Source organism: Amycolatopsis acidicola (genome assembly GCF_007713735.2).
Classification (GTDB): Bacteria; Actinomycetota; Actinomycetes; order Mycobacteriales; family Pseudonocardiaceae; genus Amycolatopsis_E; species Amycolatopsis_E acidicola.
The window spans coordinates 24079-38852 of the sequence record NZ_VMNW02000085.1; the positions used below are offsets into that span (position 1 = coordinate 24079).

Annotated in this window: 14 protein-coding genes; 9 read left to right on the forward strand and 5 right to left on the reverse strand. The window is 70.1% G+C overall.

Annotated elements, in window-relative coordinates:
• Positions 1–3: 3 nt before the first annotated feature.
• Both FPZ12_RS36495 and FPZ12_RS36500 read left to right on the forward strand, forming a co-directional pair.
• Positions 4–657: a YdcF family protein gene (locus FPZ12_RS36495; protein ID WP_144751967.1), complete on the forward strand. Its 654-nt coding sequence runs from the start codon at positions 4–6 to the stop codon at positions 655–657.
• A 13-nt stretch (positions 658–670) separates the two neighbouring features.
• Complete coding sequence (locus FPZ12_RS36500) at positions 671–1390, forward strand: WbqC family protein (protein ID WP_243770223.1); 720 nt, start codon at positions 671–673, stop codon at positions 1388–1390.
• Positions 1391–1421: 31 nt separating this feature from the next.
• Here the strand turns inward: FPZ12_RS36500 and sthA are convergent, their stop codons facing one another.
• Positions 1422–2834 (reverse strand): Si-specific NAD(P)(+) transhydrogenase, encoded by a 1413-nt coding sequence (sthA, locus tag FPZ12_RS36505; protein ID WP_144751972.1) that lies wholly within the window; start codon positions 2832–2834, stop codon positions 1422–1424.
• Between the two features lie 148 nt (positions 2835–2982).
• Here sthA and FPZ12_RS36510 point away from each other — a divergent pair, with 148 nt between their 5' ends.
• Complete coding sequence (locus tag FPZ12_RS36510) at positions 2983–5088, forward strand: transglycosylase domain-containing protein (protein ID WP_166463023.1); 2106 nt, start codon at positions 2983–2985, stop codon at positions 5086–5088.
• Here FPZ12_RS36510 and FPZ12_RS36515 read toward each other — a convergent pair.
• Positions 5072–6292: an MFS transporter gene (locus FPZ12_RS36515; RefSeq protein WP_243770224.1), complete on the reverse strand. Its 1221-nt coding sequence runs from the start codon at positions 6290–6292 to the stop codon at positions 5072–5074. The two genes, FPZ12_RS36510 and FPZ12_RS36515, sit on opposite strands and share 17 nt — an antisense overlap.
• Positions 6293–6384: 92 nt before the next feature.
• On the opposite strand from FPZ12_RS36515, the gene FPZ12_RS36520 reads away from it, so the two are divergent.
• Positions 6385–7299: a LysR family transcriptional regulator gene (locus FPZ12_RS36520; protein WP_144751978.1), complete on the forward strand. Its 915-nt coding sequence runs from the start codon at positions 6385–6387 to the stop codon at positions 7297–7299.
• A gap of 1 nt (position 7300) precedes the next feature.
• On the opposite strand, the gene FPZ12_RS36525 is transcribed toward FPZ12_RS36520, so the two are convergent.
• The 3 genes from FPZ12_RS36525 to FPZ12_RS36535 are packed head-to-tail and all read right to left on the reverse strand — an operon-like array spanning position 7301 to position 9613.
• A complete protein-coding gene (locus tag FPZ12_RS36525) occupies positions 7301–8605 on the reverse strand; it encodes a phosphotransferase family protein (protein ID WP_144751981.1) in 1305 nt (434 codons plus the stop codon).
• Positions 8602–9006, reverse strand: coding sequence for a nuclear transport factor 2 family protein (locus tag FPZ12_RS36530; protein ID WP_144751984.1), 405 nt, complete (start codon positions 9004–9006; stop codon positions 8602–8604). The genes FPZ12_RS36525 and FPZ12_RS36530 overlap by 4 nt, the downstream gene beginning before the upstream one ends.
• A gap of 13 nt (positions 9007–9019) precedes the next feature.
• Positions 9020–9613, reverse strand: a complete 594-nt coding sequence (locus tag FPZ12_RS36535) for a TetR/AcrR family transcriptional regulator (RefSeq protein WP_144751987.1) — start codon at positions 9611–9613, stop codon at positions 9020–9022.
• Between the two features lie 101 nt (positions 9614–9714).
• On the opposite strand from FPZ12_RS36535, the gene FPZ12_RS36540 reads away from it, so the two are divergent.
• Genes FPZ12_RS36540 through FPZ12_RS36560 form a run of 5 tightly spaced genes read left to right on the forward strand, consistent with a single transcriptional unit; the run spans position 9715 to position 14540 of the window.
• Positions 9715–10641 carry a cyclase family protein gene (locus FPZ12_RS36540; protein ID WP_144751990.1) on the forward strand — a complete coding sequence of 309 codons (927 nt, stop codon included), beginning with the start codon at positions 9715–9717 and terminating at the stop codon, positions 10639–10641.
• 8 nt (positions 10642–10649) lie between these two features.
• The gene (locus FPZ12_RS36545; RefSeq protein WP_144751993.1) at positions 10650–12182 is read left to right on the forward strand and encodes a long-chain-fatty-acid--CoA ligase; all 1533 of its coding nucleotides are present in this window, start codon (positions 10650–10652) and stop codon (positions 12180–12182) included.
• The gene (locus tag FPZ12_RS36550) at positions 12179–12730 is read left to right on the forward strand and encodes a VOC family protein (protein WP_144751996.1); all 552 of its coding nucleotides are present in this window, start codon (positions 12179–12181) and stop codon (positions 12728–12730) included. Before FPZ12_RS36545 ends, FPZ12_RS36550 begins: the two co-directional genes overlap by 4 nt.
• A gap of 8 nt (positions 12731–12738) precedes the next feature.
• Positions 12739–13383 (forward strand): carboxymuconolactone decarboxylase family protein, encoded by a 645-nt coding sequence (locus tag FPZ12_RS36555; protein WP_144751999.1) that lies wholly within the window; start codon positions 12739–12741, stop codon positions 13381–13383.
• Positions 13380–14540 carry an acyl-CoA dehydrogenase family protein gene (locus FPZ12_RS36560; RefSeq protein ID WP_144752003.1) on the forward strand — a complete coding sequence of 387 codons (1161 nt, stop codon included), beginning with the start codon at positions 13380–13382 and terminating at the stop codon, positions 14538–14540. Before FPZ12_RS36555 ends, FPZ12_RS36560 begins: the two co-directional genes overlap by 4 nt.
• The last annotated feature ends 234 nt before the right edge of the window (positions 14541–14774 follow it).

The following is a 14774-nucleotide window of genomic DNA, read 5'->3' on the forward strand; positions in this document are numbered from 1 at the left end:
GGAATGCGCGAGGACCTGATCGGCCATGAATGGGCGGACGCCGAAGTGATCTGGCGTTACCACCGCCTCTCCCATCCGCTGCGCCCGTGCTCGGTCGCCCTCGCGCTCGGCTGCAACGACCTCGGCGTCGCGGCCTACGCGGCCGAGCTGTACCACCGGGGCCTGTTCCCCACGATCGTGTTCAGCGGGGCCAACAGCCGGGAAACGTTCACCACCTTCCCGCGCGGTGAGGGCGTTCATTACCGCGAGCACGCGCTGCGGCTCGGCGTCCCGGACGACGCGATCCTCGTCGAACCGAATGCCACCAATACGGGTGAAAACATCACCCTTTCTCGTGAGTTGCTGCGCTCACGCGGAAATCATATCGAGTCCCTGATGTTGATCTCCATGCCGTACATGGAACGGCGCGCTTTCGCGACCACCAGGAAAATCTGGCCGGAAGTGCGGCCGGTGTGCGCCTCGGTGCCGATGTCACTTTCGGAGTACCGGGAAACGCGGGCGCACGGCACCGAACTCATCGACATGATGATCGGCGATCTGCAGCGGATCATCGAATATCCCGGTCAGGGCTTCGCGATAGCCCAGGATGTTCCCCCTGCCGTGTACGCGGCCTACCAAAGATTGGTGGCCGCCGGATATCGCAGCCGCATGCTGTGATCGAATACCGCGCGTGCCGCCGACCCCGAAGAGATCCTGCGCCATCCACCAGCCCAATTCGTTTCCCCGGTTGTCCACGCTGGCGAAGCTGCTGCGGGCCGACGTGTGGGTGGTGCTCGACGACGTGCAGTTCAACTCCCGCGACTACCAGCACCGCGCCCGGCTGGCCGCGCTGGAAGATCCCCTGTGCCAGCAATGGCTTTCGCTGCCGGTGCACCGCCCGCGCGGGCGCGCCAGCCGGATCGACGAGCTGCGCCTCGCCGAACCCGAGACCGGCAGGCGCCGGGTGGCCCAGCTGATCCGCCAGTTCTACGGCCGCGCCCCGTTCTGGCGCGAAACCTCGGCCGCGGTGGACGAGGTCCTGGCCGCGCTCGCGCTGACCGACCGGCTGTCCGAAGTGGCCGAGGTGTCCACGCGCGCGCTGCTGGCCGGCCTCGGCTGGCGCGGCGAAGTGGTGCGCTCCAGCGAAGTGCCCTCCAGCGACCAGCGTTCGGAACGGCTCGCCGACCTGACCGCCGCCGTCGGCGCCGGCACCTACCTCTGCGGCCGCGGCGGCGCGAAGTACCTCGACGAGGCGCCGTTCACCGCGCGCGGCATCGCCGTGGACTACCCGCACCCGCCCGCGTTGTGCGGAAAGGACGGCATGCGCACGGCGAGCGCGCTGTGGGCGTACGCCACCCTCGGCCCGGAAGAGCTGAGCTGCGAGCTGACGCCGGTCCCCGTTCCCGCCTGACCGCACGGACGGCAACGGAGCCGTCCCCGGGTCAGAGGGCGAAGCGTTCCAGCTCCCGGATCTTGTTCGTCGCGTCGAGGGCGGCGACCTTGTACGCCTCGGACAGCGTCGGGTAGTTGAACACCGCGTCGACGAGGTAGTCGACGGTGCCGCCGCAGCCCATCACCGCCTGGCCGATGTGCACCAGCTCGGTCGCGCCGCTGCCGAAGACGTGCACGCCGAGCAGTTTCCGGTCCGTTGTGGACACCAGCAGTTTCAGCATCCCGTACGAGTCCCCGGCGATCTGCCCGCGCGCGAGCTCGCGGTACCGCGCCACGCCCACCTCGTACGGCACCGACGACGACGTCAGCTCGGCTTCGGTCGCGCCGCAGTACGAGATCTCCGGGATGGTGTAGATGCCGATCGGCTGCAGCGCCCCGAGTTCGTGCGCCGGCTCGCCGAACGCGTGGTACGCCGCGAGCCTGCCCTGGTCCATCGAAGTGGCCGCGAGCGCCGGGAAGCCGATCACGTCGCCGACCGCGTAGATGTGCTCGACCGGCGTGCGGTAGTGCTCGTCGACCGCGAGCCGCCCGCGGTGGTCGGCCTCCAGCCCGGCGGCCGCCAGGTTCAGCTCCCCGGTCATGCCCTGGCGCCCGGCCGAGTACATCACCGCGTCCGCCGGAATGCGCTTTCCGGACACCAGGGTGGTCATCGTGGCATGGTCGGAAACCGCCACGTTCGCGACCTTCTCCCCGAACCGGAAGGTGACCTGCAGATCCCGCAGGTGGAATTTCAGCGATTCGACGATCTCCGGGTCGCAGAATTCGAGCATCCGCTCCCGTTGTTCGACCACCGTGACGCGACTGCCGAGCGCGGCGAACAGGGACGCGTACTCGATCCCGATCACCCCGGCGCCGACCACGACGAGCGTGGACGGGATCTCCTCCAGCTGCAGGATCTCGTCGGAGTCGAGCACCCGCGCCGCGTCGAAGTCCACCTGGTCCGGCCGCGCCGGGCGGGTGCCGGTGGCGATGACGATCTTCTCGCCGGTGATGGTGCTCCGGTCGCCCCGGTGCGCGCCCGTGACCGCGACCGTGTGCGCGTCGGCGAACGTGCCGACGCCGTTGAGCAGGTCGACGTGGTTGCGCAGCAGCTGCGCGCGGACCACCTGCACTTCGCGGCCGATCACGTGCTGGGTGCGCGAGAGCAGGTCCGCGATCGTGATGTCCTGTTTGACGCGATAGCTCGCCCCGTACAGTTCGCGCTGGTTCATCCCGGTCAGGTAGAGCACCGCTTCGCGCAGCGTCTTCGACGGGATGGTGCCGGTGTTGACGCAGACGCCGCCGACCATGTCGGCCCGGTCGACGACGGCCACCCGGTTGCCCAATTTCGCGGCCGCGATGGCCGCCTTCTGCCCGCCGGGGCCGGAGCCGATGACGATCAGGTCGTAGTCGTATTCGCTCACGCGCCAAGCCTTCCACGACCCGGGCGCCGCGCAAGGGCCTTTACCCCGATATTGCGAATGTCGCCGTTTGGTCAAGGAAAAACCGCGCGAAGGTAATGCGCGGCGGGCGCAACATCGCTCTTACGGAAAGGTGACTATGTTCGGGGTCGTGCGTCTTTCCCACGGGCTGCCCCGGTTCCTCGGTTCGTGCGCGATCGCCGGCGTCCTGGTCGCCGGGGTGCTCGCCCCGGTCGCGATGGGCGCGGGCATGCTGTCCAACCAGGTCAGCGATTCGGTCGACGGGATCTCGGCCAGCCTCGCCACCAGCCAGCAGCCGCTGGTCACCACGGTCACCGACCGCGACGGCAACCCGATCGCCACGCTGTTCGACCAGTACCGGCTGCCCGCCACCTACGACCAGATCTCCGCGGCGATGAAAGCGGCGATCGTGTCGGTGGAGGACCGGCGGTTCTGGGACGAGGGCGGGGTCGACCCGAAGGGCATGCTGCGCGCCGCGCTGCACGACTCCTCCGGCGGCAGCACCCAGGGCGGCTCCACGATCACCCAGCAGTACGTGAAGAACTACCTGATCAACGTAGTCGACCGCAACGACAAGGCGGCGCAGTACGAGGACAAGGCCGACACCCTCGCCCGCAAGCTGCGCGAGGCGAAGATCGCCGTCCAGCTCGGGCAGAGCGAGTCCAAAGAGGACATTCTCACCGGCTACCTGAACGTGGTCGAGTTCACCGGCAACGTCTACGGCGTCGGCGCAGCCGCGAAGGCGTATTTCGGGACCACGGCGGACAAACTGAACGTGCAGCAGTCGGCGCTGCTGGCGGGCATGGTGAACAACCCGAACCTGTACAACCCGTACACGCACCCGCAGCAGGCGCTGGAGCGGCGTAACCAGGTGATCGACGACATGGTCACCAACCGCACGCTCGCGGAGAAGGACGCCGAGATCGCGAAGGCCACCCCGCTCGGCGTCCTGGACGACGGGCCGCGGATCCCGTCGAGCACGTGCATGGGCGCGGCGCCGGACGCCGGGTTCTTCTGCCAGTACGCCGAGCAGTACCTGATCCAGGCCGGGTTCACCGCCGACCAGCTGGCCGTCGGCGGCTACACGATCAGGACCACGATGGACCCGGTGGTCAGCCAGACCGTGAAGAACGCGGTGGAGCACAACGTGCCGACCACGCAGTACGGCGTGGCCAACACGTTCGCGGTGATCCGGCCCGGCGCGCAGACGCACGAAGTGCTCGCGATGGTGGCCAACCGCAACTACGGCACCGACCCCGCGCAGGGCGAGACGTCGAGCAACATCGTCGCCAACGCCAGCAACGTGTTCGGCGCGGGTTCGTCGTTCAAGATCTTCACCTCGGCGGCGGCGATGGAAACCGGGAAGGCAGGGCTGAACACGCCGCTGCCGAACCAGGCCGGGCAGTGCTTCACGCAGCCGGGCGCGAACCAGTACACCGCGCCGTACTGCGTGCAGAACGACGGTACGAACTATCCGGACCCGATCTCGCTGCGCGACGGGCTCGCCACCTCGCCGAACGTCGCGTTCGTCGGGCTGGAGTCGCAGGTCGGCATGCCCGCGGTACTGGACATGGCGCGGCGCCTCGGCCTGCGGAACACGCTCACCACCAACGACGCCGGCGCCACGCCGGACCCGTCCTCGTCCAACCCGCAGTACAGCGAGCCGCAGTCGCAGTACTTCTCCAACAAGCTGTCCTTCACCCTCGGCAACAGCCCGGTGAGCCCGCTGGAGATGGCGAACGTGTCGGCGACGCTGATGAGCGGCGGCGTGTGGTGCGCGCCGAACCCGATCCTGTCGGTCACCGACCGGGACGGCGCGCCGGTGGCGGTGAAACAGCAGGCGTGCGAACAGGTCGTGTCGCCGGGGCTGGCGAATTCGCTGGAGGCCGGGCTGAGCCAGGACACGATCAGCGGCACGTCGGCTTCGGCGGCCAGGGCGGCGGGCTGGAGTCACCCGGACATCGGCAAGACCGGGACGACGCAGCAGAGCGAGTCGGTGGCCTTCGTGGGCGGGGTCGACGACTACGCCGTCTCGTCGATGGTGTTCGCCGACGGCCCGAAACCCGAGGAGGTCTGCCCCGGTACGCCGGTGCACCTTGGCAGCTGCGGGCACGGCGCGTTCGGTGGCACGGTGGCGGCGCCGCCGTACTTCACGGCGTTCAACCAGTTGCTGGCGGGCAAACCGGACACGCCGATCCCGGCGGCGGATCCCGCGTACCTCAACGCACGGAGCTGAGCACTTTCTCCTTGCGGGGCAACAGGACCGGTGTAACGAGCAGCAGCGCGCCGGCCAGCGCGAGTGCCGCGCGCGGGCCGGTGAGCTGAGCCAGCAGGCCCCACAGCACGGTCACCACGGCGATGGTGGCGCTGCTGGTGACCGACCACGCGGTGAGCACCCGGGAGAGTTTGCCGGGTTCGGTGTGCCGGAGCCGGTGCGCGGCGAACACGGAGTTGAACAGGCCGATGCACAGGATCAGCCCGAACTCGGTCACCATCACCACCAGCAGGCCGGGCAGCCCGGGCCGCAGGAACGCGAGCCCGATCGGCCAGCAGGCGCGCAGCGTGCCGAACACCCGAAGAACGGCGTGTTCCCCGATGCGCGCCATCACTCGCGGGGAGAGCCGCGAGCCGATCAGGCCGCCGAGGCAGGGCAAAGCGAACGCGAGCCCGTACTGCCAGACCGGGAAACCCAGGTGCGACAACATGAGCACGGAGGCGACCGGTTCACCGGCCATGATCAGGCTGTTGACGAGCACGGTGTTGAAGAACAGCGGCCGCAAGGTGTCGTGGGCGAGGATGGAACGCCATCCTTCGACGACGTCGCCCCACCGCCGTGCCCGCGCCTGGCCCGGTTCCGGCGGCTGCTCGCGGACCCGGATCGCCGTGACGCCGAGCGCGGACAACAGGTAGCTGACCGCGTCGAAGATCACGGTGATCACCGGCCCGAGCAGGCCGATGGCCGCGCCGCCCAGCGGCGGGCCGACGACGGTGGCCGACCAGGTGGTGGATTCGAACCGGCTGGTGGCCACCAGCAGCCGGTCCGCGGGGACGATCGTCTTCAGGTAGGCGCCACTGGCGGCGGCGAACGCGATCTTCGCCGCCGCCGCGACCGTCGACACCACCAGTAGCTGCGCGAAGGACAGCGCGTTCAGCCAGTAGGCGACCGGGATCGACGCCAGCGCGGCGAACCGCAGCACGTCCATCGCGATCATCACCGGCCGTTTGGCGCGGAACTCCATCCACGGCCCGAGCGGAACGGCCAGCAGCGCCCCGATCGCGAGCCCGCACGACGACAACGCCGCCACCTCCGCGGAGCCCGCGTGCAGCACTTCGATCGCGATGACCGAGAACGCCCCGAAGCCCAGCCCTGTCCCGTAGGCGCTCACGGCGTACGCGGCCCACAGCCACGCGAACGGTCTGCCCAAGCTCGTTTTCAGCACCGGCAAAGGGAAGCAGCCCCGCGCCCGGCGCCGCCAACAACATCCCGGGCGGCGTGTCACAACCGTTCGTTGTGGGCGTAGGTTCGGTACCCGTGGATCTCGATGCCGTGCGCACCTTCGCCGCCGTCGCGGAAACCGGGCAGTTCCAGGCCGCCGCCGACGAGCTGGAGATCACCCAGCAAGCGGCGTCGAAACGGGTCGCCGCGCTGGAACGCCAGCTCGGCGTGCAGCTCTTCGCGCGCACGGCCAGGGGCGCCCGGCTCACCATCGACGGCCAGGCGCTGCTCCCCCACGCGCGCGAGCTGCTCCGCGCCGCCGAACGCGCGGCGGCGGCCGTGACCCCGGGGCGGCGCGCGCTGCGCATCGACGTCGTCAACCGCCGGATCGCGCCGTCGCACCTGCTCCACGCCTTCTACCAGCAGCATCCCGCGATCGACCTCGACGTCGTCACCGTGGACGAGGAGTCCGCGCTGTCCGCGGTCGGCGCCGGCGCGCTCGACGCCACCTTCCGTTCGCTGCGCGGCACGAAACTTCCCCGGGGCCTGCGTTCGGCGCAGGTCATCGACGACCGGCACGAGGTGCTCGTCGGGCAGCGGCATCCGCTGGCGCACAACGAAACCGTGACGGTCGCCGAACTCGCCGGGCATCCGGTGTGGATGCCAGGGCTGTCCGAACCGGAGCCGGTGGGCTACTACCAGGACCTGGCGGCGGCGTTCGGGCTGACCATCGACACGATCGGCCCGCTGTTCGGCAACGAGACGCTGCTCGCCGAAATAGCGGACTCGGACAGGCTCGCCACTCTCGTCGGCGAAGGCTCGCGCTACCTCTGGCCGGAAAGCTATGACCTGCGCCGGATCCCCGTCGTCGACCCGGTGCCGGTGTATCCGCTCCGCGTGGTCTGGCGGGCCGACAACCCGCATCCGGTGCTCGCTCAGTTCCTCGATTTCCTCCGGGCCCAGTACCGGCCGGACGACGCCGTGTGGGTGCCGGACTGGGCCCGGAAATGAGTCAACGGCGCGACAGGTGACGCGGGTTCGCCACCAGCAACCGGTCCCGCACGACCGCGCGCACCGCCTCGACGAGCCGGGGATCGTCGTCCCCGGCCCGGATGCGCGCGGCAAGGGCGGCGTCGTCGGGCAGGCCGAGCGCGGCGAGGCGGGCTCGGTGAGCTTCGGCGTGGGCCGGTGCGAGGTGAAGTTCCCGGCGGGCGATGGTCAAGGCCGTCTCCGCCACCCGGAGTTGGTAGCGCACAGCGGGATCCTCCACCTGCAAACCGGCGAGGAAGGAGCCGGCCGAGGCGATGAGCGCGGCGGCGGAAGGGCGGTCGTGCGGGGGCGCCGACGCGGCCAGATCCGGTGCGGGCAAAGGATCTTCGACGTCCTCAGGCGTTGTCAGGCCCAGCACCAGCAACAGGTCGTGCTCCTGCTCGCACACCCGCCGCCCGAGCACGGCCAGCTCCGCCGACTCGTCGCCGCCCGAGAGATACCGTTCGGCCTGCACGCGGCACAGGATGGTCCAGCGGAGCGTTCCGTAGACCTCCCACCAGTGCAGCGTCGCCTCGTCGGGCGGAGTGCCGCCGCCCGCGGCGTAACCGGCCAGAAGCTCTTCGCGCGAGCCGAACCCGCCCGCCGCGCCCGGCCCGCCGAACCGCCAGGCGCGCACGCACAGCCAGCCGAGGTCCTCGCACGGATCACCGGCGTGCGTCAGCTCCCAGTCGAGCACGCCGCGCACCCCGTCCTCCCCGATCAGGAGGTTCCCGGTGCGGAAATCGCCGTGCACCACCGTTTTTCCGCCCGGGGACGGCCGGTTCCCGCGCAGCCACCGCAGCGCGATCTCGACGGACGGACGGGGTTCGGCGAGCGACTCGTAGATCTCGACGAGATCGTCGAGCGGGTCGCCCGCGGGCAGGTCCGGGACCTCGCCGGGCGAAACGGTGTGCAGGCGGGCGAGAATCACGCCCAGGTCGTGGGCGAGCCGGGGCCGCACGGCCTCGAACCGCTTGTCCCGCAACAGTTTCCGTGGGATGGTCTCGCCGTCGAGCCGGTCCATGACCATCGCCGCGGTGCCGAGGATCTCACCGGTGCCGGTCACGCCTGGCACCGGTACGCCCGCGCGCCCGGCGGCGCGGATCGCCCGCGCCTCCAGCTCGATCCGGCCGTGCGTCGCCGCGCCGTGCGGTTCCCGGCGCAGCACCAACGGTTTCCCGCCGGACTCGAAGGCCCACGTCTCGCGGCTCGCCCCGCCGGAAAGCCGGTGCAGCCCCGTGACCGGCGAACCGAGCCACTCGGCCAGCGCCCTGGCCAGCTCCATCATCGGGCCGCCCGCTGCGCCGCGGCGAACTCCCGCAGCGGATCGGAGCCGCGGGTGTCGGCGTACTCCTCGATCCGGGTGATCCGTCCATCGTGGACAGTCGCGAACAGGCAGGCCGCCACCTCGATCCGCTGCCCGTCCGGCAAGGCGCCGCGCAGCACGTGCCGTTGCACGTAACCATCGGGCAGCCAGTCTCGCCGGATCTCCTCGTAACGGAAGTCCCGCACGGTGCGGCTCAGCCAGCGCAGCGTCCGCAGGTTGTCGTCCACGCCCTCCTCGGTGCCGCCGCCGGGCGCGTTCTCGTTGTGCCAGATCAGGGCTCCGGGCGCGTAGATCTCCCGCAGGGCGCCGGTGTCCCCCGCGACGATCGAGGCGAGGAACCGGTCGGCGATCTCTTCGTACATGCGGACTCCGATGTCAGCTGGGCAAACCGAGGGCTCGCGCGGTGAGCGCGTCGAGGGTGTCGAGCAGGACTTCGTTGTCCCCGCCCGGATCGTCGTGGACCAGCCACAGGTACAGCGAATGCTCGATCATCGCGGCGAGCGCGCGGGCCACCGTCTCCGGATCGAGCGAGGCGTCGATGATCCCGTCGCGCTGCCAGCCGCGGAAGGCGCGGGCCGAACGCTCGACGTGCAGCGCCCGGTGTTTGCGGCGGCGCTCGGCGAACTCCTCGTTGAAGGAGGCCACCTGCTCGACGATCGCCATCATCCGGGCGTTGCGCCGGTACGCCTCGTAGTACGCGCGGTTGGCCCGCCGGATGCGCTCCGCCGGGGCGGCGCCGGCGGCGGGTTCGTGGGTGTGCATGTCCTCGAACAGCCGGTCCGCCAGCTCGAAGAACACCGACTCCTTGGTGGGGAAATACGTGTAGAAGCTGCCGTAGGCGACGCGGGCGCGGCGGGTGATGTGCGTGATGCGGGTGTCGAGGAAACCCTGCTCCTCGAACACTTCCCTGGCGCCGTCCAGGATCCGCTCCCGGGTGCGGGCGCCCCGCTCGGTCAACGGCTCCGTCATCTCTCGCTCCCTTGACAACTCGCGCTCGGAGGAACAGGCTCCCAGCATCGACCGAAGTTGATCCGACTGTCAAGTCAACTTCCGCGCAAGGAGGCGCCACGATGGCCGAAACCGTTCCGGACATGCGAGAACTCGGGGCCGAGCTCCGCAACTGGGGCCGCTGGGGCCCCGGCGACGAGCGCGGGACCACCAACCTGATCACCCCGGAACGCGTGGCCGCCGCGGCTCGCCTCGCCCGCACCGGCACGGTCTTCGACCTCGGGATCCCCTTGGACGGCGACGGCCCGCAGCCCGGCGGCGCGCGGATCAACCCCATCCGCCTGATGTCCGAGAACGGCCAGGAACAGGTGCTGCCCGGCGGGTTCCGCTGGGCCGACGACTACGTGTTCATGCCGCTGCAGTCCGCTTCGCAGTACGACGGGCTGGCGCACGTGATGTACGACGAGCAGCTCTACAACGGGCGGCCCGCCGGCAGCGTCACCGTGAAAGGCGCCGGCTACAACGGAATCCACCACCAGGCCAAGGGAATCGCCGGCCGCGGCGTGCTGCTCGACATCGCCCGGCTGCGCGGGGTCGACTGGCTCGCCGCCGGTGAGGTCATCGGCCCGGACGACCTCGACGCCGCCTGCGCCGCCCAGGGGGTCGAGGTCGGGCCCGGCGACATCCTGCTGATCCGCACCGGCTACCGCAAGAAGTTCCTCACCGAACGCGATCCGGTGGAGTTCATGAAGGGCGAACCCGGCCTCGGCCTCGAGTCCGCGCGCTGGCTGCATGCCAGGGACGTCGCCGTCGTCGGCTCGGACAACTGGGCGGTCGAAGTGCTGCCGGGCGAGCACGACGGGGCGCTGTTCGAACTGCACATGGTGCTCATCCGCGACATGGGGATGACCCTCGCCGAACTGCTGGACCTTGAAGAACTCGCCGAACACTGCGCCGGGGACGGGGTCTACGAGTTCTTCTACGCCGGGCCGCCGCTGAAGTTCACGCGCGGGATCGGCTCCCCCATCAACCCGCTCGCCCTCAAATAGGAGGCGTCATGCTGCTGCACGACATCGTCGAGTCCGCGGCCAGACGCCAACCGGACCGCCTCGCGCTGCGCTTCGAGGACACCACGCTCACCTTCACCGAACTCCGCGACCACGTCCGCCGCGCCGCGTGGGCGCTACAGACGATCGCCGGGCCGGGCGACCGCGTCGCCGTGCTCTCCTCGACCCGCCCCGAATACGTCGAGCTGTACTACGGGGTTCCGGCCGCGGGTCTCGTGCTGGTGCCGCTCAACCACCGGCTCAGCCCGGCCGAGCTGGCCTCGATCATCACGCACTCCGGCGCGAGCGTGCTCATCGTGAGCGCCGAGTACCAGGACCTCACCGACGGTCTGCGCGGCGAAATCCCTTGCGTGCGAACGATTGTCGGCCTCGACGGTGGTGGGGACGTCAGCTGGGCGGAGCTGCTCGCGGAGGTCTCCGCCGACGAACTGCCGCGCGTGGACGAGGGGTCGACGGCGTGGATCGTCTACACCAGCGGCACCACCGGGCGCTCGAAAGGCGTGATGCTCAGTCACCGCAACCTCGTCACCGGGGTGACCGGCTCGGCGATCCACTGGGATCTGCCTGCCGACACGGTGTTCCTGTTCTGCTTCCCGCTCTGCCACGTCGGCGGCTACGTCGTCATGGTGAATCACCTGATGGCCTGCACGGTCGGGCTGATCCGCGCGTACGACAACGAAACGTTCCTGCGCCTGGTGGCCGAATGGCGGGTCACCCAGACCGGGCTCGCGCCGACGATGATCGCGTTCCTGCTCCGCCACCCCGGCATCGAAAACCACGATTTCGGTTCCCTGCAAGCGATCGGCTACGGCGCCTCGGCGATCCCGGCCGAGGTGCTGCGCGCCGGGATGGAGGTGTTCGGCTGCGAGTTCTACCAGGGCATGGGCATGACCGAGCTCGGCGGGAACGTGCTGCACTTCGGCCGCGCCGACCACCGCCGCGCCGCCGCGGGCGAAACGCGGCTGCTCGCCGCCGCCGGGCAGCCGATGGCGCTGTCGGAAATCCGGGTCGTCGACGCGTTTTCCCGTGACGTGACGCCCGGTGAGCAGGGCGAGATGCTGGTGCGCGGCGACCAGGTGATGTCCGGGTACTGGGGCGAACCCGAGCTGACCGCGGCGGCGTTCGACGACGGCTGGCTGCGCACCGGCGACATCGTCCGGCGGGACGGCGAAGGCATGGTCTACATCGTCGACCGGATGAAGGACATGGTCATCTCCGGCGGCGAGAACGTGGCCTCGCGCGAGGTCGAAGACGTGCTCTACCGGCATCCCGCGGTCGCCGACGCCGCGGTGTTCGGCGTGCCCGACGAGCGCTGGGGCGAGGCCGTGCACGCGGCCGTCGTCGTGCGCGAAAACCGGCACCTGGACGAAGAAACGCTGGTGGCGCACTGCCGGGAGCAGCTCGGCGGGTTCAAGGTCCCCCGGCACATCGAGTTCGTCGGCGAGCTTCCCCGCAACGTCGCGGGCAAGGTCCTCAAACGCGTGCTGCGCGAGCAGTTCGCCCCACGGCAGGAGGTTTCATGACCAACACCGAATTCGAGCTTGGCGGGATCAACCACCTCGCCCTGGTTTCGTCCGATATGAAGGCCACCATCGACTTCTACTCCGGCGTGCTCGGCATGCCGCTGGTGAAGACCCTCGAGCTGCCGGACGATCTGGGCCAGCACTTCTTCTTCGACTGCGGCGGCGGGAACCAGCTCGCGTTCTTCTGGTTCCCCGACGCCCCCGACGGCGTGCCCGGCGTGTCCGCGCCCGCCACCACCCCGGGCGCCGGCGAGCTGACCAGCGCCATCGGCTCGATGAACCACGTCGCTTTCCACGTGCCGCCGGAAAAGTTCGACGAGTACCGCAAGAAGCTGAAGGACAAGGGCATCGCCGTCAGCCCCGTGCTCAACCACGACGACAGCCCCGCGGGCGTCTCCCGCGAAGTCCACGAAGGCACCTTCGTCCGGTCGTTCTACTTCCAGGACCCCGACGGCGCGCTGCTCGAATTCGCCTGCTGGCTCAGGGAGTTCACCGAAGCCGACGTCGCCCACGAGCCCAAGACGTCCGCCGACCGCACCGTCTCCTGAGGAGGATCATGCCCCGGCTGCGTGAGGTTCCGCGCGCCGAAGTCACCGACGAGAAGATCCTCTACTACTACGACCGGCTCTTCGCCCCGGACCGCGACCCGGCCGTGGACCACGGGACGGCCACCGGCTCCCCCGGCGACTGGTGGACGGTGTTCGCCCAGTCCCCCGAGGTGTTCCGGCACGCCGTGCGCGGATTCGCCTTGTACCGCAACGCGAAACTCGACCCGGTGCTGCGCGAGCTCGGCCAGTGCCGGGCCGGGTGGGCGCGGGGCAGCACGTTCGTGTTCTCCCAGCACTGCAAGCAGATGCGGGCGCTCGGCGTGGCGGAGGAGAAGATCGCGGCGATCCCCCATTGGCCGACGGCGGACTGTTATTCCGAAGTGGAGCGGGCGCTGCTGGCCTACACCGACGGCCTCGTCCTGGACGGCGGGCGCGTCCACGACGGCGTGTTCGAGGTCCTGCACAAACACCTGTCGGACGAGGAAATCCTGCTCTTCACCTACATCACCTGCATGTACGACATGCACGCGACGATGAGCAGGGCGCTGCGCCTGGAGTTCGACAACCGGGACGAGCCCGTGCAAGAGGTCGCGGCGCCGGAGGGGTACGGCAACCGGGACATCGCCGACGACCTCGCGGGAGACGGCCGGTGAGGTTCGAGGTGCCGGACCGCGTGCGCGCCGTCCGCGACGAGGTCCACGAGTTCATGACCACCCGCGTCGAACCGGCCGAGCCGGAGCTGACCGCGGGTGGCCCGGCGGCCGCCGCGAAGCTGGGATCCCTGCGGGCGGAAGCGAAAGCGGCCGGGCTGTGGGCGCTGGGGCATCCCGCCGAACTCGGCGGCGGCGGGCTGCCGTTCCTGGACTACGTGTACGTCAACGAAGTTCAGGGTCGCAGCGAGTGGGGTCAGCTGGCGCTGGGCACGTTCACGTTGCAGGACTCGCTGATGCTGCACAAGCACGGCCGCGCACGGTGGCGGGAGAAGTACCTCGAGCCGATGGTGGCGGGCGAGGTGTCGCCGAGCTTCGCGATGACCGAGCCCGGCGTCGCGGGCTCGGACCCGACCGGCCTGCGCACGACGGCCACCCTCGACGGCGACCATTGGGTGATCCGCGGCCGCAAATGGTTCACCACCGGCGCGGCGCAGGCGGCGTACACCACCGTGATGTGCCGGACCGAGCCGGATTCCGCGCCGGTGCACCAGCGGTTCAGCATGATCATCGTGCCGACGGACACCCCCGGCTACCGCATCGTGCGCGAAACTCCGGTGCTCGGCATCGACGGCGGGCACTACGAAGTCTCCTACGACGACGTGCGTGTCCCGGCGGAGAACCTGCTCGGCCCGCGCGGGCACGGGTTCGTGATCGCGCAGGAACGGCTGGGGCCCGGCCGGATCTTCCACTGCATGCGGTGGCTCGGCCAGGCGCAGCGGGCGTACGAGCTGATGTGCGCCCGGCTGAAGTCACGGTCGGCGTTCGGGGAACCCTTGGCGGACAAGCAACTCATGCAGCAGCACGTGTTCGAGTCGTATGCCGCGATCCACTCGGCCCGGCTGATGACGCTGGCGGCGGCCGGGCGGATCGACGCGGGCGAGCAGGCCAGGGTGGAGATCGCGGTGATCAAGGTCGCGGGCGCCCGGATGCTGCACGACGTGATCGACCGCGCGATCCAGGTGCACGGCGCCGAGGGGCTGACCGACGACACCCCGCTGTCCCGGATGTACCGGCACGCCCGCGAAGCCCGCCTCTACGACGGGCCGGACGAGGTGCACATCCAGTCCACCGCCCGCCGCCTCCTCCGCGACGCCTGAGGGTCGGCCGGGGCCGAGTCGCCCTGGTGACGCCTCCCGCCGCGCGCCCCTGACGGGAGGCCTCCCGCGCGACTCAGCCCCAACGTCCACTCCGCCCTGGCGCTGGGAGCCTCCCGCGCGGCTTAGCTCGCCGCCTGCTCGGCCCTCGCCGCCGGGCGCCTCCCGATCGACTTAGCCGCCCGGACCCAGCCGCCCACCATCGGGAGAGGTCACCACCCCACTCCACCCTCGCCG